The organism is Sorangium sp. So ce124, from assembly GCF_051525235.1.
Lineage (GTDB): Bacteria > Myxococcota_A > Polyangia > Polyangiales > Polyangiaceae > Sorangium > Sorangium atrum.
On sequence record NZ_CP150312.1, the window covers coordinates 13,426,718 to 13,447,669 of the forward strand.

Consider the following 20,952-nt stretch of genomic DNA (forward strand, 5'->3'; position numbering starts at 1 on the left):
TCCCTTGACTCCGCCCGCCTGCCCATGATGTGGATGACAGTCAAGGGAGGTATTCACCATGGCAAAGTCCATCCCCTTCGATCCGACTCTATATCTGCGTCCTCCGAAGCTCGATGTCCGGCAAGCCGTCGCGCTCGCGATCGCGCTCCTCTCGGCGCTGCCGAAGGACGCGACCGACGGAATGAAGCGCACCGCGCGCGTCGTGCGCAAGGCGACGCTCGCCATGAACAAGGCGTGGGACCAGAAGCGGCGCGCGGCCGGCGCCCCGAAGCCCGCGAGCAAGGCCAAGGCGGACTACCGCATCGATACCGCCTGGGCCGCCCTGAAGATGCGCGTCGACGCCTGCGCGCTCTTGCCGGAACCGGCGCACCCGAGGGCCGAGCGAGCCAAGGAGATCTCGCAGATCCTGTTCCCGGAAGGCCTCGAGTTCCTCAAGCTCTCGATGGATCTCGAGTGGGCCGAGAGCAACGCCCTCCTCGGCCGGATCGCCGAGGACGACGCGCTCGGCAAGGACCTTGTCGCCATCGCGGGTCCTGAGTTCTTGGCCGAGGTGCGCGCCGCCCATGAGGCCTATGGCGAGGTCCTGGGGATCACGAAGGCGCACGAGACACCGGCGGACGTGGCGGCCCTCCGTGAGCCGCTCCGGGAGCTCGTGAGCGCGATCGGCGATTACCTGCTTCAGGTCGTCGCCGGCGTCGATCGCGAGAGGCCGGAGACGGTCCAGTCGGCGCGCGCCGCGCTGGCCCCGCTGGACCGCTTGCGCCAGGCCGCCGCCCGGCGGGCGGCCGGCAAGAGCGGCAAGGGCGCGCCGGCCGCGGACGAGGAGGACGAGGAGGCGCTGCCCGAGATCGAGCTCGACGCGCCGGTCCCGGACGTGCCGCAGTAGCCGCCCCGTTCGAACGGAGCCGGCGGCGCCGATCGCGCTGGCTCGTGGCCGCCGCGGCAGCGCTTGCAGGGTGGGGGTCGGGGGCTCGGCCGACCCTGGCGCCTTCAGTTTGTACAAGGTTTCCGCCTCGGCCGACCCTGGCTGCCTTCAGTTTGTACAAGGTTTCCGCCTCGGCCGACCCTGGCTGCCTTCAGTTTGTACAAGGTTTCCGCCTCGGCCGAGCTGTGGTCCCTCCAATCTGTGCAGGGTTGCCGCCTCGGCCGCCCCTGCACGCCGCGCGGAGAGCTAGGGGCCGCGTGCTCCCGGTCAGGCGACGCTGACCGGAGCCATGGCCTGGCGATGTGGTCATCATCGGCCGGCGAGCTACCGGTGAGCTCCGCGGCGCTCGACGGGCGCGCGCGGTCGACCCGCGCGCGCTCAGCCTTCAGGGCCACAGAAATCCACCTCGCCGCTCCACGCGGTGGCGAAGTCGTCGCGCGACACCCGCACGGGCTGGTCCTTCGTCGGAAAGTACGGGTCGAGAACACCGAAGAATTTGTCGCTTGCGGCGATGATCACGACGGCGTGCAAGCCATCGCCGAGATCGCCGTAGGGCGAGCGCAGCTTCCGATCTCTTGCCAGATCCATCCAGCGCGCCCCGCTCACGGTCACGATTGCAACCTCTCCGCGATTCACACGGGCCACGAGCGCATCGAAGCTCTCCGGGACCGAGGCGTCGAGCGGCTCACCACCGAGCGAAGGGTAACCCCCCCTGCTCTTCGCCTTCACCGCCGCGCCAGGCGTTGACGATGGCGCGGCACGCGGCCACGCACGAGCCGGGCGCCTTCTGAAGGCGGTGCCAGCGCTGGGCGGCGATGTTCGACGCGTTCGCGCTCATGCCGAGATCTTGGCGCGCTCGGCATCGAGATAGAAGGAGAGGACCTCCTCCCGCACGGCGCGCCCCGTGGCGTCGACGATAGCCACGCACCAGCCGGCGTCACCGCGGCGAACCTCCCCCGGGCTCAGGCCGGCGGCCCCGGCGCGCGCGAGCGCCACGCGAGCGATATCGCGCACGCTATCGCCCACCGAGCGCAGCGGGAGACGCTGCGATGCAGAGAGCTCAGGGTGCTCAGGCAGCGGCTCGTGGAGGGCGAGGCCGAGCACGCGGTGCGCCTCCACCCGGTCGATGCGGTCCTGCGCGAGGGCGGCGGCGACCTCGTCGAGAAGGACCCCTGAGCGAAGGCCACAGCGCGGAGGTGCCAGGTCGGGGTGCGTGCTGGCGTGCCGCTCTTCGTGAGGTCTGCGCAGCATCTGGAGCCGGAGATCCTCGCTGAGCCCGAACACGTGCTTGATGCGCGACACGGCCGTGATGCGCCCGACACCGAAGGCCGTGCACACCGTGGTGACCGCGTCCTCTGCTACGGGATCGCGCCCGGAGAGCGTGGCGCGGAGCGCGTGGTCCGGCACGAGGAAGTGCGAGGCGAACGCGCTCGCGCGTTGTTCGATCCAGGCGAAATCGCTGAACAGGTGAAACGTGCGCGCACCCGCCGCCCGGCTGCCCGGCGCCGCCTCTGCGTCGCCGGTGCTCGCCGGGCTGATGAGCGCCAGGTTGTGGCGCTCGTCGGTGAGGTCGCAGAGAAGGTGGCAAAGCTCGTGCGCCAGCGTCATCCGCGTGCGCCACCAGCACGCCGGGCCCTCGACCAGATGGACGAGCACCGTGGGCCGGGGCGAGCGCAAAGAGGCTCCGTCCACGGAGGGGGACATCTCCGCCTGCCGCGCCCATACGATACCGATGCCCAGGCGCTCATAGATGGCGCGCATCGAGGGGATGGCCGCCGTGGTGATGCCCAGCTGCGACCGCAGCCAGGTAGCCAGCTCGTCGGCGCGGTAGGGCGCTTTGTCAACGCCCCACCGCGCGTCCGCGGGCGGCACCGGCAGCGGCGGAACAGGCGTGAGCGCGCCGCGCTGAAGGCGATCGAGGGCTCGGGCCACTTCGACGAACAGCGCCAGGTCCGGGGAGAGCTCCAGCAAATCGCTGAGCTTTCCCTCGTGCTCGGTCGCCCTCAAGAACAGGCTGGGTACGGACGCGCGACCGATCTCGCCGTCGAGCACCTCCTCGACCGTGAGCGCGAGAGCGCGCGCGCAGCGGATGAGGGCGCTCGATCGCGCGTTGCGCGTCCCCGCCTCCCACGCCTGTACCTCGGCCACGTCGATATCGAGGAGCGCGGCGAAATTGTTCTGGTCGAGCCGCATCGCGTCCCTGGCGGCGAGGAGCGCTCGGGTCACCGCGTTCATGCGAGAAATGTAGCTCACCTGGTGCTCGGTGGGCACCACGATCCCACCTGAGGGAGATTCGCTGCCGGGGCCCCGGAGAGCGCGGAGAGCCTGTACTGCGCAGCGACATGCTCTACCCGCCCGGATCGAGCTGCACGCCGACCGTCCACGCGGCGCCGCCCGCCTCGTCCTTGACGGTGACGCGCCCTGTCGCGGCGTCGAGCTCGAACGCCGGGTCGCCGCCGTTCGGGGTCGTGTTCCCGTCGTGGACGCGGACGACCTTGTCGCCCTCCACCGTGCACTCCGAGACGCCGGTCGTGCCCGCGCCGTAGAGCATGCGGCCGGCGCACGCGAGGCGCGTGAGGCACTTGCCGCCTCGCGGGAGCGGCGAGACGAGCAGCGCGCACCTCGCGCCCGCCTTCACCGGGCTCGGTCCCGTGGACTCGGTCACGCGCGCGGACCGGCGCAGCGCTCTCCGGGTCGCGTCGAGGAGCGGCTCCCCCGCGACGGGCAGGCTCTGGTAAGCCAGCGTGAACTCGACGCGGTACGCGGGCACCGAGTCGCGCCAGACGGCGCCGGCCTTGCGGATGCTGTCGAGCGAGACCTCGGCCCGCTCCCCGGCGCGCGAGCCCTTGTCCTGGTACGAGAGGGCATAAGCAACCGTGCCAGGCGCAGCGCCGGAGTCCTCCTCCACGCCGGCGCTGAACATCGACATGCCGTTCAGCGGATCGCTCGACCGGTAGATCGGCTTGCCGCCGCAGAGGACCCGGAGCGCCGGCACGCGGATGTCGCTGCCCGAGCTCGCGAGCTCCGCCTCGACGGTGCACGCCGCGCCGGCCGCGAGGGGGAGCCCCGTGGCGCGCGTGACGGTCGCCCTCCAGGTCGCGTTCGCGGTCCGCGACGGCGCCTCGCTCGCCGGCGCGGCCGGCTCCGGCGGCGCCTGCGCTGGCTCGGGGACAGGCGCCGGCGGCTCGGGGAGGGGAGGCTGCTCCGGGAGGGGAAGGGGAGGCGGGGGCACCGCCTGCTGCTGGACGATCGCCATCGTCTCGCGCCCGGACCGCGCCAGCAGAAAGCTCGCGACCATCGCGCAGAGCCCCACGCCCGCCATCGTCACAAGGAGCGGCACCGCCGACGACCGCTTCGGCTGGCCGCGCACCGCGTCGAGCTCCCGGCCGAGCTGGTCGAGCACGCGGCGGGCCTCCGCCATCTGGCGCTCGATCTGCTCGACGCGCGCCGCCCGATCGCCGTCGCGGTTCTCCTCCAGCTCCTTCCTGGCCGCCGCGAGCTGCTCCTCGAGGCTGTCCACACGCCCCCGCAGCGCGTCTCGTTCGTCGCGGTATTGCATTGCTCGACGATACCACCGACCAGCTCGCCCGCACCGGCGGCGCGTCGGTGGTGGAGACGCGTCGAGACGCGTCGAAGCGCGTCGACACGCACGCAGCGTGTGGGGCCGCCATGTCGGCAGTCCGACGTCACGCTCCGGATTCCACGGCAGAACGCAAGACTTCTCGCCCGGGCCGGCGGCGCAGCGTATACGATGTAGCCGGTCCTCAGCGGTCGTGGGGAGGGCGGTCAGGTTGTGGAGCAGGAGGCCGTCGGGAATGGGTCAGGGTCGCCAGGGCAGTGCAGTACCGTTGCCGGAGCAGTGGGGCGAGCTGCCTGGCGCCGCGCGGTGGAAGGCCAGGGAAAACGCCGGCGTCTCCGGTCCTGATGCGCGCCGGTCCGAGAGCGCGCACCCGGCGGCTCGCCCTCCTACCCTCGGGGTCGTCGCCCCGTTTCTCTCCGGCGCGTTCTGGGGCCCTATCCTGCTCGGCATCCATGAGTCGGCCCAGCGGCGCGGGATCCGCACGCTGGTCCTGCGCGGCACGCCGTCCGAGGTCCTGGCGCCCTCGCTCGGCAGAGAGCAGGTCGACGGGTGGATCGTCGTCGTCGAGTTCGGCGGTCTCGAGGCGCTCGAGCGCGCGGGGGTCCCGTTCATCACGCTCGGCGCCCGCCCCGTCGACCTCCGCTGTCCTGCGGTGCTCCCGGACAACCACGGCGGCATCCGGAACGCGGTGCTCCACCTGATCGAGCACGGGCACCGGCGCATCGCGTTCGTCGGCAACTTCGCCGCGTACGACGTGCGCGAGCGCCGCGACGCCTACATCAGCACGCTCGCCGAGGCCGGGCTCCCCTTCGACCCCGATCTGGTCATCCCGTGCGACAACAACATGTACAGCGGAGGCCGGGCCGCGGCGCCGGCGCTCCTCGCGCAGCTGCCCGCGTGCACGGCGGCCGTCTTCGGGACGGACAAGAACGCGCTCGGGACGATGTCGGAGCTGAAGGCGGCGGGCGTCCGTGTCCCCGAGGATTTCGCGATCATCGGCTTCGACGACGTCGTGGAAGCGCAGAGCACCGACCCGCCGCTGACCACGGTGCGCCAGCGGTTCGAGATGATGGGGAGCGCGGCGTGCGAGCTGCTCGCGTCGATGATCGCCGGCGAGCCCTTCCCGCCCGAGGGCGTGCGCACCGCCAACGCGCTCGTCCTGCGGAGCTCGTGTGGTTGCAATGTGGTCCAGAACTTCCTCGACACGGAGGACGCGGCCTCCCGGGAGGACGCCGCCGACACCCTGGCCCGACAGATGGTCGAGCAGCTGCTCCTGCCGCGCCCGCTCCCGCCGGATACCCCGCCGGCCGCGGTCTGGCCGGCGGTCACGCGGGTGGTCGACATGTATTTCGCGGCGCTCCGGGGCACCGCGCCCGCCCCGGCCGCCGAGCTCGAGCGAGCCTATCGCCAGGCCGTCGCCATCACGCCCGATCTGGGGGCGCTGCTGTCGACGGCCCGCCTGATGGACCAGCTCCCGGAGCGGCGCCGCATGTCCCTGGACGCCGCGGCCAGGCGGCGGGTGCAGGACTTCGTGGAGCTCGCGCGCCTCGCGAGCGCGCGGGCGCGGCTCGACGCCGAGACCCACTCCGTCCACCAGCTCGGGGTGCTCGCGAGGACCAATTACGATGTGAGCTTCGCCCTGCTCGGCGGCACCCAGCAGGAGTACCGGTCGCTCTCGTGGCTCGAGACGACCACGATGGTCTGGGGTTGCCTCGCGCTGTGGAACGACCCGGCGGAGCGCACGGGCCTCGTCGTCGCGGGCGCCTACAGCCGCGACGGCAGCCCGGTCCCCGCGAACGGGAGCCGCCATCGGCTGGAGGCGTTCCCGCCGGCGGAGATGCTGCCGCCCTCGGCCGTGGACGGCACGTACATGGTGCTGCTCCTGCCGATACGCTCCGTGGAGCGCGACTGGGGGATCCTCGTGCTGATCGGCCCGGCGGTCGTCGCGATGACCGGGGACGAGGGCACGGTCGCGATCTGGGGGACGCTGCTCGGTGCGGCCCTCGAGCGCGACGCGCTGCTGGAGTCGCTGTCGGCGCGGCACGCCGACCTGCAGCAGGCGTTCGCGAGCGAGCGCGCGCTGTCGCAGACGGTGCGGGAGCTGGGCTGCCCGATCATCCCGCTCCTCTCCGGCGTGCTGCTCGTGCCGCTGATCGGGATGCTCGACAACGGCCGCGCCCAGCAGGTGCTCGAGAAGGTGGCCGAGGGGGTGAGCCGGCACGAGGCGCTGTCCGTGCTGCTCGACCTCACGGGCGTTCCGTTCGTGGACATCCAGGTCGCCCATTTCCTGGGCATGACCAGCCGCGCGGCTGCCCTGCTCGGCGCGCGGGTCTACCTGGTCGGCGTGCGCCCCGAGATCGCCGAGAGCCTCATCGACGTCGACCTCGGCGAGCTGGCCACGTTCTCCTCGCTCGCGACGGCGCTCCTCGAGCTCACGCCGGCGGCCGGGGGCGCGCCCAGGGCGAGGTGAGGGGCGCGCCAGGGCACTGTCGCTTTCCTCACATCCCGCTCGAAATCGATTAAGGATGGCGCTCGCCACGGAAGTGGAGAGGCTCGGCCGGACGTGGGCGAGCAGGGCGGGAGGGAGCGCGAGGATGGATCAGGGGCGCCGCGACAGCGGCATCGTGGTGCCGGAGCAGTGGGGCGAGCTTTCCGGCGCTCCGGGGCAGGCGGCGGGCTCGGGGCGCGGCACCGGCTCTTCTTTCCCTCCGGCGCGCCGCTCTTCTTTCCCTCCGGCGCGCCGCTCTTCTCTTCCCCCGGCGCGCCGCACCGACGCCCCGCCGCTCCATGTCCCGGCAGCCGGCGCCGCGGCCCGCCCTCGCACCCTCGGGGTGATCTCCCCCTTTCTCGACGGCTCGTTCTGGAACCCTGTCCTGCTGGGCATCCATGACTCGGCCCAGCAGCGCGGGTTTCGCACGCTGGTGATGCGCGGTACGCCGTTCGAGGTCCACGCGCCGTCGCTCGCAGGGGAGCAGGTGGATGGGTGGATCGTCCTGATCGAGCTGCATGGCCTCGAGGCGCTCGCGCGCGGCGGGGTCCCGTTCATCACCGTCGGCACGCGCGCCCTCGATGTCGCCTGTCCAGCCGTGATCCCGGACAACCACGGCGGGATGCGGAGCGCGGTGCGCCACCTGATCGAGCACGGGCACCGGCGCATCGCGTTCGTCGGCTACTTCGATGCATACGACGTGCGCGAGCGCTTCGCGTCCTACAAGGACACGCTCGCCGAGGCGGGCATCGCCTTCGACCCCGATCTGGTCATCCGGAGCGACAACAACTGGTACAGCGGCGGCCAGAGCGCCGCGCCGGCGCTCCTCGCGCGGCTGCCCGGGTGCACGGCGGCGGTCTTCGCGACCGACAAGAACGCGCTCGGGACGATGCCCCTGCTGAAGGCGGCGGGCGTCCGCATCCCCGAGGATCTCGCGATCATCGGCTTCGACGACATCGCGGACGCGGAGAGCGCCGATCCGCCGCTGACCACGGTGCGCCAGCGGTTCGAGATGATGGGGAGCGCCGCGTGCGATCTCCTCGCGTCGATGATCGCCGGCGAGGCCTTCCCGGCCGAGGGCGTGCGCACGGCCAACACGCTCGCCGTGCGGAGCTCGTGCGGGTGCAACACCATCCAGGAGTTCCTCGACAAGGAGGACGCGGCGCCCGAGGAGGACGCCGGCGGCGTCCTGGCCCGGCAGATGGTCGAGCTCCTGCTCCTGCCCCAGCCGCTCCCGCCCGACCTCCCGCCGACCGAGGTATGGCCGGCGGTCACGTCGTTGATCGACGGCTATTTCGCGGCGCTTCGGGGCGCCGCGCTGCCTTCGGCGGCCGAGCTCGGGGGCGCCTGCCGGCAGGCGGTCGACATCACGATGGATGTGGGGACGTTGCTGGCGGCGATCCGCCTGCTGGGCCAGTTTCACGAGCGGCGCGGGGCGTCCCTGGACGACACGGCGAGGCGGCGGGTGGAGGCGTTCCTGGAGCTCGTGCGCCTCGCGATCGCGCGGGCCCGGCTCGAGGCCGAGAGTCAGTATGTCCGCCAGCTCGGGGTGCTCGCGAGGACCAATTACGATGTGAGCTTTGCCCTGCTCGGCGGCACCCAGCAGGCGTCCCGGTCGCTCTCGTGGCTCGAGACGACCACGGTGGTCTGGGGCTGCCTCGCGCTGTGGGATGATCCGCAGGCGCGCGCGCGCCTCGTCGTCGCCGGCGCCTACAGCCGCGACGGCAGCCCGACCCCGCCGATCGGCCGCCGCTGTCGGCCGGAGGCGTTTCTGCCGGCGGCGATGCTGCCGCCGTCGGCGGAGGACGGCACGCACATGGTGCTGCTCTTGCCGATACGCTCTGCCCGGCGCGACTGGGGGATCCTGGTGCTCGTCGGCCCGACCCTCGTCGCCATGGCCGGAGACGAGGGGACGGTCGCGATCTGGGGGACGCTGCTCGGTGCGGCCCTGGAGCGCGACGCGCTGCTGGAGTCGCTGTCGTCGCAGCACTCCGACCTGCAGAAGGCGTACGAGATCGAGCGCGCGCTCTCGGAGACGGTGCGCGAGCTGGGCTGTCCGCTCATCCCGCTCCTGCCCGGCGTGCTGCTCGTGCCGCTGATCGGGATGATCGACGGCGGCCGCGCCAGGCAGGTGCTCGAGAAGGTGTCTGAGGGGGTGAGCCGGCACAGGGCATCTTCCGTGCTGCTCGATCTCACGGGCGTGCCGTTCGTGGATGCCCGGGTCGCCGACACGGTGGGCATGACCAGCCGCGCGTCCGCGCTGCTCGGGGCGCGGGTCTATCTGGTCGGCGTGCGCCCCGAGATCGCGATGAGCCTCGTCGGCGTCGACCTCGGCGTCCTGGGCACGTTCTCCTCGCTGTCGGCCGCGCTCAGCGAGCTCGCGCCGGCGGGGCGGCGCGCGCGCAAGGCGAGGCGGGGGGCGCCGTGAGCCGCGCGGCGAGGCGCCTTGACCTGCCGAGACGCGGCTGGCGTAGAATCGGTCCGTGCTCGCCGTGCATTGCCCGCGCTGCGGGCGACCAGCGCCTGTGTCCCTGGCCAGCCCGGATCTCATGGCCTGCGCGGCCTGCCACTACCGCGGCCCGCTGCCTGCGGAGGCGGCGCAGGGCCTGCGCGCCGCGGCGCACGCGGTCTTCCAGACCGACGTGCGCCGCCGCCAGCTCTCGGAGGCGCTGCGGCGGAGGCTGATCACGGCGTCGCAGCGGCACGCGCGGCTGCTCGTCGTGTTCGCGCTCGCGTCGGTGCCCATCACCCTGCTCGGCGCGCTCATCGTGCTGGGGGTCTGGGTCAGCCCCGACACGGAGGGGAACCTCATCACCGGCGGCATGGCGGCGGCGGCGTGGCTCGGCACCGTCGGGACCGGCGCGGCCGTGCTCGCGGTCATGCGCAGCAAGCAGCGGCGGCTCGAGGAGGCGTGCGCCGCGCGCCCACCGGCGGCCCCGGGCGAGCCGGCGGCGTGCCACGTGTGCGGCGCGCCGCTCGGCGCGGGCGACGGCGCGATCGCGCGGTGCGGCTTCTGCGCCGCCGACAACCTGGTCGCCGCGGCCGTCCTCGAGCGGGTGCGCGCGCGCCAGGTCGTGATCCTGCGGTCGTTCGAGCAGGCCGTGAGCGCCGAGCTCGCCGCGTTCGGCAGGGCGACGTCCGGCGCCGCCGCGGTCGTCGTGGCGACCGCGCTCGCGGTTCCTGTCGCCTCGTTCGCCCTCGGCGTCACCGTCACCCTGGTGGGCGAATCGAGGCGGCTGCCGGTGGACGCCGCCGTGACGTACGCGGTCGTCGGCACGCCGCTCGGGCGGTGCATCGGAAAGAGCGTGCAAGGAAAGGACGGCGGCGCGGCGGTGCGGTTCGGCGGGTTCCGGCGCGACGAGCTGCCCGAGGAGCAGGCGATCGCGCCGGGAGCTCCGATCGAGGCCGTGTCGCCCGGATCCCTCGTCGGCCGCTCCGTGACGGCGAAGCAGGGGGCAGGCGTCGTTCAGGGGGTGTTCTCGTCGCCGCTCACGGGCAACTCCGTCGAGGTCCGGCGCGAGGATGGGACGTCGTTCACGAGCAGCATCGCCGGGCTGTGCCTGAGCGGCCCGCCACCGCGGTGATCGGAGCGTGTTTCGCCGCCGCGTCCAGCAATGGACATCGAGCGCTCAATCGCTGTTGATCGCCGAATGCCGCGCGCGCTCCGCGATTGCGGACAGCGCAGCAATCGCGGAGCGCGCGCGGCATTCGGTCGTCGCACTTCTGCGTGGCGTGCGGCGGCGCGGTGCGGGCGCGCACCGCGCCGCCGTGCGGCGGAAGTTAGTTGTTCCGTGCCGGCGCCCTCCACGTATAGTGGGGGGTAGTTGGTTGGGGGTAGTCGGTATTCACACCCAGTGGAGACAAGATGAGCCAAGGTGGCTGGGGCGGGGGATCAGGGGGCGGTCAGGGCGGTGGTGGTTACGGGCAACCGCCGGGGGGTGGCTACGGTCCGCCTCCGGGCGGCGGCTACGGACAGCCACCCGGGGGCGCTGGCCCCGGTCAGCCCCCGGGCGGTGGTTACGGCCAGCCTCCGGGGCAGCCTCCGGGCGGCGGTTACGGCCAGCCGCCGGGCGGTAGCTACGGCCAGCCTCCGGGCGGCGGTTACGGCCAGCCGCCGGGGCAGCCTCCGGGCGGCGGTTACGGCCAGCCGCCGGGGCAGCCTCCGGGCGGCAGCTACGGCCAGCCGCCGGGGCAGCCTCCGGGCGGCGGCTACGGCCAGCCGCCGGGCCAGCCTCCGGGCGGCAGCTACGGCCAGCCGCCGGGGCAGCCTCCGGGCGGCGGTTACGGCCAGCCGCCGGGGCAGCCTCCGGGCGGCAGCTACGGCCAGCCGCCGGGGCAGCCTCCGGGCGGCGGCGGCTGGGGCCAGCCTCCGGGAGGAGGCGGCTACGGCCCGCCCCCGGGCGGTGGTGGCGGCTGGGGCCAGCCTCCGGGAGGCGGCGGTTACGGCCCGCCTCCGGGCGGTGGCGGCGGCGGCTACGGCCCGCCTCCGGGCGGCGGCGCCGGCTGGGGTGGGGCCAACCCCTACCAGCCCCCGGGCGGCGGCGCGGGCTACGGCTCACCCCCGGGCATGGGCGGCCCGGCGTCGTGGGGAGCGGGAGATGCGGCGTCCTTCGGCTGGGAGCGCCTGAAGCGCGACCCCGCTGTCCTCATCGGCGCCATCGTGGTCGTCGGGCTCGCGTCGAGCGTCCCCAACGGCATTGGCGGAGGCATCCAGGCGGCGCTCGCGAGGGACGCGCCCTCCGCGGGGGCGGCCATCCAGTTCCTGATGCAGGGCGTCGCGCTCGTTGTCGGCGCCTACTTCGCCGGGGGCATGAACAACCTCCTCCTGAAGGTCGCGCGCGGCGAGCCGTACTCGTTCAGCGACGTCCTTGGCGGCGGGCGGTGGTTCCTGTCCATCCTGGGCGCCCAGCTCTTGACCGGCCTCGCTGTCGGCGTCGGTACGCTCCTCTTGATCGTCCCCGGCGTCATCCTCGGGCTCGGCCTGAGCATGACCACGCTCGTCATCGTCGATAAGAACCTGGGCGCCATCGACGCCATGAAGGAGAGCTGGCGAATCACGACCGGCCACAAGGGCGGCATCTTCGTCTATGGACTGCTCGCCTGCGCGCTCGTGCTTGCGGGCGTGCTCGCCTGCTGCCTCGGCACGCTCGTGGCCGGGCCGGTGGTCGCGATCGGGCTCGCGTACATCTACCTGCGCCTGACGGGCCAGCCGACCGCGAGCTGAGCCTCACGAGGGCTCGCTCCCGCGCAGCCCTCCGCCCTGCAAGCCGCGCACCCCGCGCTCTCGCCGCATCACCTTTTTCGCTCATCGAGCTTGGCCAAGCTCGTTCGGTCGCGCTCGGGGCACGAAGCCTGACCCCCGTTTCCAACCATCCCTCGCCAACGTCGGCGTGAACGTGGTCGTGGACGTGAACGTGGTCGTGGACGTGAACGTGGTCGTGGTCGTGGTCGTGGTCGTGGTCGTCGACGACACGACGTGGACGTAAACGTTCTGCCGAAACCTTGGTCAACGAATGAGAGCCGTGACTTCCGGGTGACGTTCACGTTCACGACCTAGCCGTTGACGACCACGACCACGACCACGTTCACGACCACGACCACGTTCACGACCACGACCACGTTCACGACCGCGTTGGCGAGCAATGCCGGGGCTCGGGCTTTGGGCACCGAGCGCGACTGAACGGGCCTGGTCAACGCCGAGGTCCCCCTCCGTTTCCGCCCCGCGCCGAGCGCGCTCCTCCCTTCTCCCCCCCGTCCCCGCCCGCTCTCATCGCCTGTCCGAGGGGCGCTCCTCGCCACAAACCCCCTTTGCGACACATCGAGTCTCCGCTGCCATCCGGCGGCGCCGTACCCTCTCCAGGAGCCGCGGAAGTCGCGATATCGATCGTCAGACAAAGCTCCTTCGATCGATTGCGGCTCTCCAGCTCGCATGTTAATCGGTGTCTCCTCAGCGACTCCCGCGCAGCGAGGCGCAGAGCCGGGGGGACCCCGCGCGGCGGGCGGGCGTTCGGTCTGCCTGTCGCGCTGCGCCGTCGTGCGCCGTCCGCCCGCGAGGCGCTCTCTCTCATCGCCCGCTCACCCGCTCGCCCGCTGCTCGTCCAGACCGGAACGGAGCATCCTATGCCTGACCATGTCCTGATCACGGGGGGAGCCGGGTTCATCGGCTCTCACCTGGCCGACGAGCTGCTCCGAAAGGGGGAGCCGGTCCTCGTCCTCGACAACCTCTCGCGCGGGTTCGTCGAGCGCAACGTCGAGCGCCTCAAGGGGCGTCACGGCGCCGGCGTGGAGGTCCGGGTGTGCGACGTCCGGGACGAGCAGGCCGTGAGCGACGCCGTGCGGCGCGCCTCGTTCGTCTTCCACCTCGCCGCGCAGGTCGCCATCGCGAGGAGCGTCGCGGACCCGGCGCTCGACTTCGAGGTGAACGCGCGCGGCACGCTGAACGTGCTCGAGGCGCTCCGGAAGCTCGACCGCCCTGCGCCGCTCCTCTTCGCCTCCACCAGCAAGGTCTACGGCGCGCTGCCCGATCTGCCGGTCGAGCGCGGCGAGGAGCGGTATCGACCCCTGTGCGAGAGCGCGCGCGAGCACGGCATCTCCGAGAGCCAGCCGCTCGATCTCCGGGGCCCCTACGGGTGCTCGCGGGGCGCCGCCGACCAGTACGTCCTCGATTACGCCCGCACCTTCGGCCTCCACGCCGCGGTGCTCCGGGTGAGCTGCGTCTACGGACCCCCGCAGTTCGGCAACGAGGACCAGGGGTGGATCGCCCACTTCGTCGCGCGCGCCATCCGCCGCGACCCGATCACCCTCTACGGCGACGGGCTGCAGGTCCGCGACGCGCTGTTCGTCGAGGACCTCGTCGACGCCCTCCTGCGCGCGCGGCGCGCGCTCAAGCCCGCCTCGGGCCGCGCCTTCAACATCGGGGGCGGCCCGGACACGGCGGTGAGCCTCGTCGAGCTGCTCGATCTGCTCGCGGAGCTCGACGGGCGCCGCCCGGTCGTCTCGCTCGCCGCGTGGAGGGCGGGCGATCCGCGGTACTACGTCTCCGACTGCCGCGCCTTCCAGGCGCTCACCGGCTGGGCGCCGCGGGTCGCCCTGCGCGACGGGCTGCGCGCGCTCTATCAATGGCGCCTCGGCGTCGAGGCGCGCCTCGGGGCCGTCTACGCGGACATCCCCGCGTCTGTCCGGATGGACCGGCTGGAGGCCGCCTCGTGAAGGTCGCGCTGGTCAACCCGCCCTGGACCTTCCACGGCAGCGTCTACCTCGGCTGCCGCGAGCCGCACCTGCCGATCGAGCTCGGGTACGCCAGGGCGCTGCTCGAGCGCGCGGGCCACGAGGCCGCGCTCCTCGACGCCCAGGCGCGCGGGATCGACCTCATCGCGCTGCGCGCCGAGGTCGCGGCGCTCCGCCCCGACATGACGGTGATCGCCACGGCGCCGAGCTACCTCTCGTGGCGCAGCCCCCCGCCCGAGCTGCGCGTGCCCATGGCGGCGGTCGCCGCGCTGCGAGGCCACGGCGGCCTCCTCGTCGCCGTCGGGCCTCACGGCTCAGCGACCCCGCGCGCGGCGCTCCGCAAGCTCGGCGTGGACGTCATCGTCCTCGGCGAGTGCGAGGAGGTCCTCGTCATGCTCGCCGGCGCGACAGAGTCGCGCTTCTGGCAGATCCCGTCGATCGCCTACCGCAGGAACGGCATCGACCACGTGCAGGGGGGCCCCTACGCCGCCTGCCTGAGGACGCTGCCGGCCCTGCGGTGGGACGGCGCGACGATCGCGCGGCACGTCCACCACCACCACCGCTTCGACGCCGTGCCCGACGGGCCGAGCGCCGAGATGGAGACCTCGCGCGGCAGCCCCTGCCGCTGCGCCTCCTGCGCCAGGGACGGCGCGCGCGACAGGCTCCGGAAGCGCCCGCTCGCGACGGTGCTCGACGAGCTCGACGCGCTCCTCGCCGAGGGCGTGCGCCACGTCTATTTCATCGACGAGCGCTTCCTGCCCGACCGGGCCCTGCTCGAGGAGCTCTGGGCGCGGGACGTGGTGTTCGGCGTCCAGCTCAGGATCGACAGCTGGTCGCGCGAGATGCTCGATCTCCTCGGCCGCGCGGGCTGCGTCTCGATCGAGGCCAGCGTCGAGCGCCCGTCGATCGATGGGATGGACACGCTCGCCAGGCGGTGCAGCGCGTCGACCGAGGAGCTCACCGCGCTGCTCGTCCACGCCCGGCGGAGCGTGCCCTTCGTGCAGGCCAACCTGAGCGACGCGGGCTCCGGCGACCCGGCCGAGGCGGCGTCGTGGCGGCAGCGCCTCCTCGGGCTCGGCGTGTGGGCCAACGAGCCCGTCCCTGCGTTCCCGTACCCCGGCTCCCCCGCGTACACCCGGCGCTGGGGGGCGCCGGACGACGGCGCCTGGGAGCGGGCGCACGCCCATTATATCGCCGAGCACCGGACGTTCGGGGATCTGCCGGACAGCCGGCCGCTGCCGCTCACGGAGCTCGAGCATGGCGCGCGTTGACCGCGGATCCCCGGGCGCCGCCGCGCCGCGGCCCGGCCGGGTGCTGATGACGGCCGACACGCAGGGCGGCGTGTGGACGGTCGCGATCGAGCTCGCGCTGGCGCTCTCTCGCGCCGGCGTGGCCACGGTGCTCGCGATCATGGGCGGGCCGCTGTCGCCCGCGGCGCGCGCGGCGGCCGCCGCGATACCGGGCCTCGAGCTCGTCGAGAGCGCCTATCGGCTCGAATGGATGGATGACCCGTGGGACGACGTCGCGGCCGCCGGCGACTGGCTGCTCGACCTCGAGGAGCGGGTGCGGCCGGACCTCGTCCACCTGAACGGCTACTGCCACGCGGCCCTGCCGTTCCGGGCGCCTCGCGTCGTCGTCGCGCACTCCTGCGTGCTGTCGTGGTGGCGCGCGGTGCACCGCCTGCCGGCGCCGGTCCGCTACGAGCGCTACCGCGCGCGGGTCGCCGAGGGCCTCCGGGCCGCGGACGCTGTCGTCGCGCCGAGCGCGGCGATGCTGAGCGCCCTCGCGGGCGAGTACGGCGCGCTCGGCCTGGGCCGCGGCCATGTCATCCCGCACGCGCGCGACCGCAGGCGGTTCGCGCCGGCGCCGAAGGAGCCGTTCGTCTTCGCGGCCGGCCGGCTCTGGGACGAGGCCAAGAACCTGGCCGCCCTCGAGAAGGTCGCGCCCCACCTCGCGTGGCCCGTGATCGTGGCCGGGAGCGACGTCGCGCCGGGCGGCGTCGGCCGCCGCGCCGGGGAGAGCCTCTGCTCCCTCGGGTGGGTGGACGAGCCGGAGCTCGCGTGGTGGATGTCGCGCGCCGCGATCTACGCCTCCCCGGCGCGGTACGCGCCGTTCGGCATGGCCACGCTGGAGGCCGCCCTCTCCGGCTGCGCGCTCGTGCTCGGCGATCTGCCCAGCCTGCGCGAGGTCTGGCGCGACGCCGCCCTCTACGTGCCCGCGGACGACGCGCGCGCGCTCCACGCCGCGCTCGACCACCTCGTCCGGGACGCCGCGCGCCGCGAGGCGCTCGGCGCGCTCGCCCGCCGGCGCGCGGTGCGCTTCAGCCCGCGCGCCATGGCCCGCCGCTACCTCGATGTCTACGCCGTCGCGCTCGCCGCCCGCCCGCCGGCCCCCCGGCGGGTCCGCCCTCCTTCGTCGCCTTCACCCTGCGGGACACCATGCGAATAGCCCTCTTCTGCCACTCCTTGCTCTCCGACTGGGACCACGCGGACGCGCACTTCCTCCGCGGGATCGCGGCCGAGCTCGACGCGCGCGGCCATGACGTCCTCGCCTTCGAGCCCGAGGACGCCTGGAGCGCCCTGGGCCTCGTCGCGGCGTACGGCCCGGACGCGCTGCGCGAGGCCGCGGCCGTCTATCCGCGCCTCCGCCCGCGCCGTTACGCGCTCTCCACGCTGGACCTCGACGCGGCGCTCGCCGGGGTCGACGTCGTGCTCGTCCACGAGCGGAGCGACCCGGAGCTCGTGCGGCGGCTCGGCGAGCACCGCGCGCGCACGGATCGTTATCGCCTTTTCTTTCACGACACGCACCACGGGCTCATCACCGATCCGGCCGCGATCGTGCGGCGCGATCTCTCGGGGTACGACTGCGTGCTCGGCTTTGGAAAGAGCGTTTGCGATCTCTACCTGAGCCGCGGCGTCGCGCGGCGCGCGGTGGTGTGGCACGAGGCCGCGGACGTGCGCCTGTTCCGGCCGCTGCCCGGGGTCGAGAAGGAGCGCGATCTCGTGTGGATCGGCAACTGGGGGGACGGCGAGCGGACGGCGGAGCTCCACGAGTTCCTCGTCGAGCCCGTGAAAGCGCTCGGGCTCCGCGCGCGGGTGCACGGCGTGCGTTACCCCGATCGCGCGCTCTCGGCGCTCGCGGACGCTGGCATCGAGTACGCCGGCTGGCTCCCCAACCACCGCGTCCCGGACGCCTATGCGCGCGCCCGGATCACGGTGCACGTCCCGCGGCGGCCGTACGCCGCGTGGCTCCCCGGCATCCCCACGATCCGGCCGTTCGAGGCGCTCGCGTGCGGGATCCCGCTCGTGAGCGCGCCGTGGACCGACGTCGAGCGCCTCTTCTCGCCTGGCCGGGACTACCTCGTCGCGCGCACGGGCGCGGAGATGACGGAGCACCTCCGCGCGCTCCTCTCGGACCCGGAGTTCGCGCGCGGCGTCGCCGAGCACGGGCGCCGGACGGTGCTCGCGCGCCACACGTGCGCGCACCGCGTGGACACGCTCCTCGATCTGATCGACGAGCTGCTCTTGCTGCCGTGTTACCGGCTCGGCGAGGCGGCGGACGACGACGTGGAGCGGAGCGGCCCTGCGTCCGGCGTTCGCCGCTGCGACCCGGGCCGCTGCCGGAGCCCGCTCGCGTGAGGCGCTGCGCGGCGCAGGGCGGTCTCGGCGGTTCACGAGGGGCGGTGTTGCGACGACGGAGGTGTTCCGATGGGTGACGCGAACGGGAGGACGGTGGGGAGCGGCATGCGCGTCCTGGTGATGGGGGGCGCCGGCTTCATCGGCTCGCACCTGTGCGAGCGGCTGCTCGTGGACGGCCACGAGGTCATCGCGCTCGACGATTTCTCGACGGGCTCGCCGGCCAACGTGGCTCACCTGATGCGCAGCAGCCGCTTCTGGCTTGTCGAGCACGACGTGGCCCTGCCGTTCGACTACGAGGTCGACAGGGTCTACCACCTGGCGTCGCCGGCGAGCCCTGCGCGCTGGCGGGGCGATCCGGTGCGCTCCACGCTCACGAACGTGATGGGCACGCTGCACGCGCTCCTGTGCGCCGAGCGGCACGGCGCGCGGCTCTTGCTGGCGTCGTCGAGCGATGTGTATGGCGATCCCGACGTCGACCCGCAGCCGGAGAGCTACCTCGGGCGGGTGGATCCGGTCGGCGTGCGCGCCTGTTACGACGAGGGCAAGCGCTGCGCGGAGGCGCTGGTGATGGCCTTTCACCGTCAGGGGCGTGCGTCGGGGCGGATCGCGCGGATCTTCAACACGTACGGGCCGCGGATGGCGGTCGACGACGGGCGCGCGGTGAGCAATTTCATCGCCCAGGCGCTCCGGGGAGAGGAGCTGACGGTGTACGGCAGCGGGTCGCAGGCGCGGAGCTTCTGTCACGTCGACGACCTGGTGGAGGGGTGTTTGCGGCTGATGGAGCACCCGGCGGAGGTGGGGCCCGTCAACCTGGGGAATCCTGTGGAGGTGACGGTGCTCGAGCTGGCGCAGGAGATCGTGCGGCTCACGGGGAGCGCGAGCCGGATCGCGTTCCGCCCGCTGCCGGAGGGTGATCCGATGCGGCGGCGTCCGGCGATCGATCTGGCGCGGCGGGCGCTGGGGTTCGAGCCGCGGGTGCCGCTCCGGCAGGGGCTCTACGCGACGATCCAGAGCTTCCGCCGCGCGCTGGCGGGGCTGGACGAATGCGCGCGGCGAGGGGAGCCGGCGATGGCGAGCTGACGGATTGCCGCCCTGCGGTTGCGGTGTCCGCGGTGTCGGGGGCGGAGCGGGCGCCTCGAAGCGCACGATTGCCACGTGTGCTCCTCGGCCGCATCGGTTGCGATGCGGCGCATTCCGCTGATAGCCTCGCTCACCGTGAGCGGTTGGGCCGAAGCTCGGGAGGGGTGGAGCCGCGACGTCCGCGTCGTGCGCCGGCGCGCTCGTCTGGCGATTGCCGGGCTGATCGCGATGGGGGCGGTGGCGGCGTTCACGGCGCTGGTCGGGGCGTGGCACGTCGTGTTGCTCGGCTCGACGGACGTCTCGGCGCCGACGTGGCGGCTTGCCAACACGCTCCGTGAGGTCGGGGGTCTGCTCGAGCTGGGGTTTGGGCTCCTTGCGAGCGTTGTGTTCCTGCGCTGGCTCTCCAGGGCAGTCGCGCTGGCGGGTGAGCTGGATCCCGTGCGGGGTTTTCACTGGACGCCGTCCGAGGCGGTCCTGGGATTCTTCATTCCCATCGTGAACCTGGTGCAGCCGTACAGGGTGCTGCGCGATCTGCACGACGGCCTTGCTCCGGCGGGCGTGCCCGAGCCTGCGCCGCGCCCTCTCCTGGACGGCGGGGGTGGTTACCGGCGCGTCGAGATGGCGCGCGCCCCGCGGGCGGGCGCGGTGCACCATGCCGCGCTCGGCGCGTGGTGGGGGTGTTATGTCGCGAGCCGCGGGCTCGGGTGGCTGGCCTCTGTCATGCCGGAGCTGACCACGGCGGAGTTCATCCGGTCCCGGGTTGCGTTCATTGCGTCCGACGCGGCGTCGATCGCTGCTGCGTGGCTCGCGGTGCTGATGGTCCGGGCGATCGACAGCCGGGTCGCGGAGCGCCATCGCAGGCTGGCGCACGCTTCCGAAGAGGAGCTCGACCAGCTCCTCGTGGAGCGCGATCTCCAGCTGCGGCGGGACATGGCGAAGATCGCCGACTTCGACGATCGCGAGTAGGGCCCGGGCCTCCCGGCTGAGATCTCTCTCGGCGGCGCAGCTTCAGACCGGCGGTGTTGCACCCGTTGCACCCGTTGCACCCGGTTGCACCCAGGCGGCCCCCGGCGTCGGGCCTCCGCGGGCATGGCGGCCACGAGGCGATGTGGTGGAGCAGGCCAGGGGCGAGGGGCGCTAGGAAATCAGCCGATTTTTCGCCCGGCATGGCTGTTGCTGAATGGCATTGCGTCGCGACGACACGAGGAGCGGGGGCGCTGAAGAGCGCCGATCTGTCGCGCTGACCATCGCAATTTTCTTCTTCGTGAGGAGCAAACTATGTTGATCCGTAATACGTATGCGGTCGTTGTGGCTTCTCTGCTCGGGTTCGGGTGCGCCGTCGACGCTGGGGACACGGGCGATCTTGATGAGGATCGCGTGGAGCTCGATGGCGCCGCCGACGAGGAGGCCGTCAGGAGCGACGCCGAGGCGCTCGCCGTCGGCGCGCCGCGGCGGCGTGCGAGCTTCAGCCAGCATTACGGCGGGAACATCGTGGAGGAGGACCATTACCCGGAGTTCGGCGGGATGTGCGCTCCGGGGTATGAGCGGGTGAGGGTCGACGTGAGCTGGAACGGGAATGGAGCTTGCGAGTTCGCCGGCTGGGTCAACCCTGGCAATCCGGCCGACTGTCGCGCGAGGCTCCATGTGCACACGAACGCCTTCTGGGGCGGAGGAACGTGCACGGCCACGAGCTTCGAGGCGCGCAGCAACCTCTACACCTGCGCCGGCAGGACCAGGAATTACTGCGGCGGGGCCGGCCCTCAGGACGCGGGTGGAGGTCCGGTGTGCTTCTGCGACAACCTCTGCACGGTGTCCGGGGATTGCTGCCCCGACTACCAGCAGGTGTGTCGCTGAACCACGCGCGTTGCATGCGTATATGAATGCGTTCACGCGCGCATGTAACGCGTTCGCTCCCCTCTGTGAAGGCGCAGCCGATGTCGCGCCCCTGATGGATCCCTCGAGCCTCGAAATCGTGCGTCCACGCGGCGCCGACCGCTGGCGCGGTAGGCCAACG

At 72.9% G+C, this 20,952-nt stretch carries 16 protein-coding genes; 12 read left to right on the plus strand and 4 right to left on the minus strand.

What is annotated here, in order from left to right; translation table 11 throughout:
* Window positions 1-58: 58 nt before the first annotated feature.
* On the plus strand, window positions 59-886 hold the full coding sequence (locus WMF19_RS50320; protein ID WP_437896885.1) for a hypothetical protein: 828 nt from the start codon (window positions 59-61) through the stop codon (window positions 884-886).
* Window positions 887-1,303: 417 nt separating this feature from the next.
* On the opposite strand, the gene WMF19_RS50325 is transcribed toward WMF19_RS50320, so the two are convergent.
* The 4 genes from WMF19_RS50325 to WMF19_RS50340 all read right to left on the minus strand — a co-directional run bounded on the left by WMF19_RS50325 (window position 1,304) and on the right by WMF19_RS50340 (window position 4,484).
* On the minus strand, window positions 1,304-1,531 hold the full coding sequence (locus tag WMF19_RS50325; protein WP_437896886.1) for a hypothetical protein: 228 nt from the start codon (window positions 1,529-1,531) through the stop codon (window positions 1,304-1,306).
* A gap of 79 nt (window positions 1,532-1,610) precedes the next feature.
* Window positions 1,611-1,763, minus strand: a complete 153-nt coding sequence (locus tag WMF19_RS50330; RefSeq protein WP_437896887.1) for a hypothetical protein — start codon at window positions 1,761-1,763, stop codon at window positions 1,611-1,613.
* The gene (locus WMF19_RS50335) at window positions 1,760-3,178 is read right to left on the minus strand and encodes a helix-turn-helix domain-containing protein (RefSeq protein WP_437896888.1); all 1,419 of its coding nucleotides are present in this window, start codon (window positions 3,176-3,178) and stop codon (window positions 1,760-1,762) included. Before WMF19_RS50335 ends, WMF19_RS50330 begins: the two co-directional genes overlap by 4 nt.
* A gap of 94 nt (window positions 3,179-3,272) precedes the next feature.
* Window positions 3,273-4,484: a hypothetical protein gene (locus WMF19_RS50340; RefSeq protein ID WP_437896889.1), complete on the minus strand. Its 1,212-nt coding sequence runs from the start codon at window positions 4,482-4,484 to the stop codon at window positions 3,273-3,275.
* Window positions 4,485-4,740: 256 nt separating this feature from the next.
* Between WMF19_RS50340 and WMF19_RS50345 the strand changes: the two genes are divergently transcribed.
* The 11 genes from WMF19_RS50345 (at window position 4,741) to WMF19_RS50395 (ending at window position 20,792) form a co-directional block, all read left to right on the plus strand.
* The gene (locus WMF19_RS50345) at window positions 4,741-6,975 is read left to right on the plus strand and encodes a substrate-binding domain-containing protein (RefSeq protein WP_437896890.1); all 2,235 of its coding nucleotides are present in this window, start codon (window positions 4,741-4,743) and stop codon (window positions 6,973-6,975) included.
* Between the two features lie 124 nt (window positions 6,976-7,099).
* On the plus strand, window positions 7,100-9,421 hold the full coding sequence (locus WMF19_RS50350; RefSeq protein WP_437901767.1) for a substrate-binding domain-containing protein: 2,322 nt from the start codon (window positions 7,100-7,102) through the stop codon (window positions 9,419-9,421).
* 97 nt (window positions 9,422-9,518) lie between these two features.
* Window positions 9,519-10,577: a hypothetical protein gene (locus WMF19_RS50355; RefSeq protein WP_437896891.1), complete on the plus strand. Its 1,059-nt coding sequence runs from the start codon at window positions 9,519-9,521 to the stop codon at window positions 10,575-10,577.
* A gap of 281 nt (window positions 10,578-10,858) precedes the next feature.
* Window positions 10,859-12,217, plus strand: a complete 1,359-nt coding sequence (locus WMF19_RS50360; RefSeq protein ID WP_437896892.1) for a hypothetical protein — start codon at window positions 10,859-10,861, stop codon at window positions 12,215-12,217.
* Window positions 12,218-13,113: 896 nt separating this feature from the next.
* The gene (locus WMF19_RS50365) at window positions 13,114-14,202 is read left to right on the plus strand and encodes an SDR family NAD(P)-dependent oxidoreductase (RefSeq protein WP_437896893.1); all 1,089 of its coding nucleotides are present in this window, start codon (window positions 13,114-13,116) and stop codon (window positions 14,200-14,202) included.
* A complete protein-coding gene (locus tag WMF19_RS50370) occupies window positions 14,199-15,491 on the plus strand; it encodes a TIGR04295 family B12-binding domain-containing radical SAM protein (RefSeq protein WP_437896894.1) in 1,293 nt (430 codons plus the stop codon). Before WMF19_RS50365 ends, WMF19_RS50370 begins: the two co-directional genes overlap by 4 nt.
* Window positions 15,478-16,668, plus strand: coding sequence for a glycosyltransferase family 4 protein (locus WMF19_RS50375; RefSeq protein WP_437896895.1), 1,191 nt, complete (start codon window positions 15,478-15,480; stop codon window positions 16,666-16,668). The genes WMF19_RS50370 and WMF19_RS50375 overlap by 14 nt, the downstream gene beginning before the upstream one ends.
* On the plus strand, window positions 16,659-17,858 hold the full coding sequence (locus tag WMF19_RS50380) for a CgeB family protein (RefSeq protein WP_437896896.1): 1,200 nt from the start codon (window positions 16,659-16,661) through the stop codon (window positions 17,856-17,858). Before WMF19_RS50375 ends, WMF19_RS50380 begins: the two co-directional genes overlap by 10 nt.
* Window positions 17,859-17,927: 69 nt before the next feature.
* Window positions 17,928-18,938, plus strand: a complete 1,011-nt coding sequence (locus WMF19_RS50385) for a UDP-glucuronic acid decarboxylase family protein (protein WP_437896897.1) — start codon at window positions 17,928-17,930, stop codon at window positions 18,936-18,938.
* Between the two features lie 135 nt (window positions 18,939-19,073).
* Window positions 19,074-19,904 carry a DUF4328 domain-containing protein gene (locus WMF19_RS50390; RefSeq protein ID WP_437896898.1) on the plus strand — a complete coding sequence of 277 codons (831 nt, stop codon included), beginning with the start codon at window positions 19,074-19,076 and terminating at the stop codon, window positions 19,902-19,904.
* A gap of 312 nt (window positions 19,905-20,216) precedes the next feature.
* Complete coding sequence (locus WMF19_RS50395; protein ID WP_437896899.1) at window positions 20,217-20,792, plus strand: hypothetical protein; 576 nt, start codon at window positions 20,217-20,219, stop codon at window positions 20,790-20,792.
* Window positions 20,793-20,952: the final 160 nt, after the last annotated feature.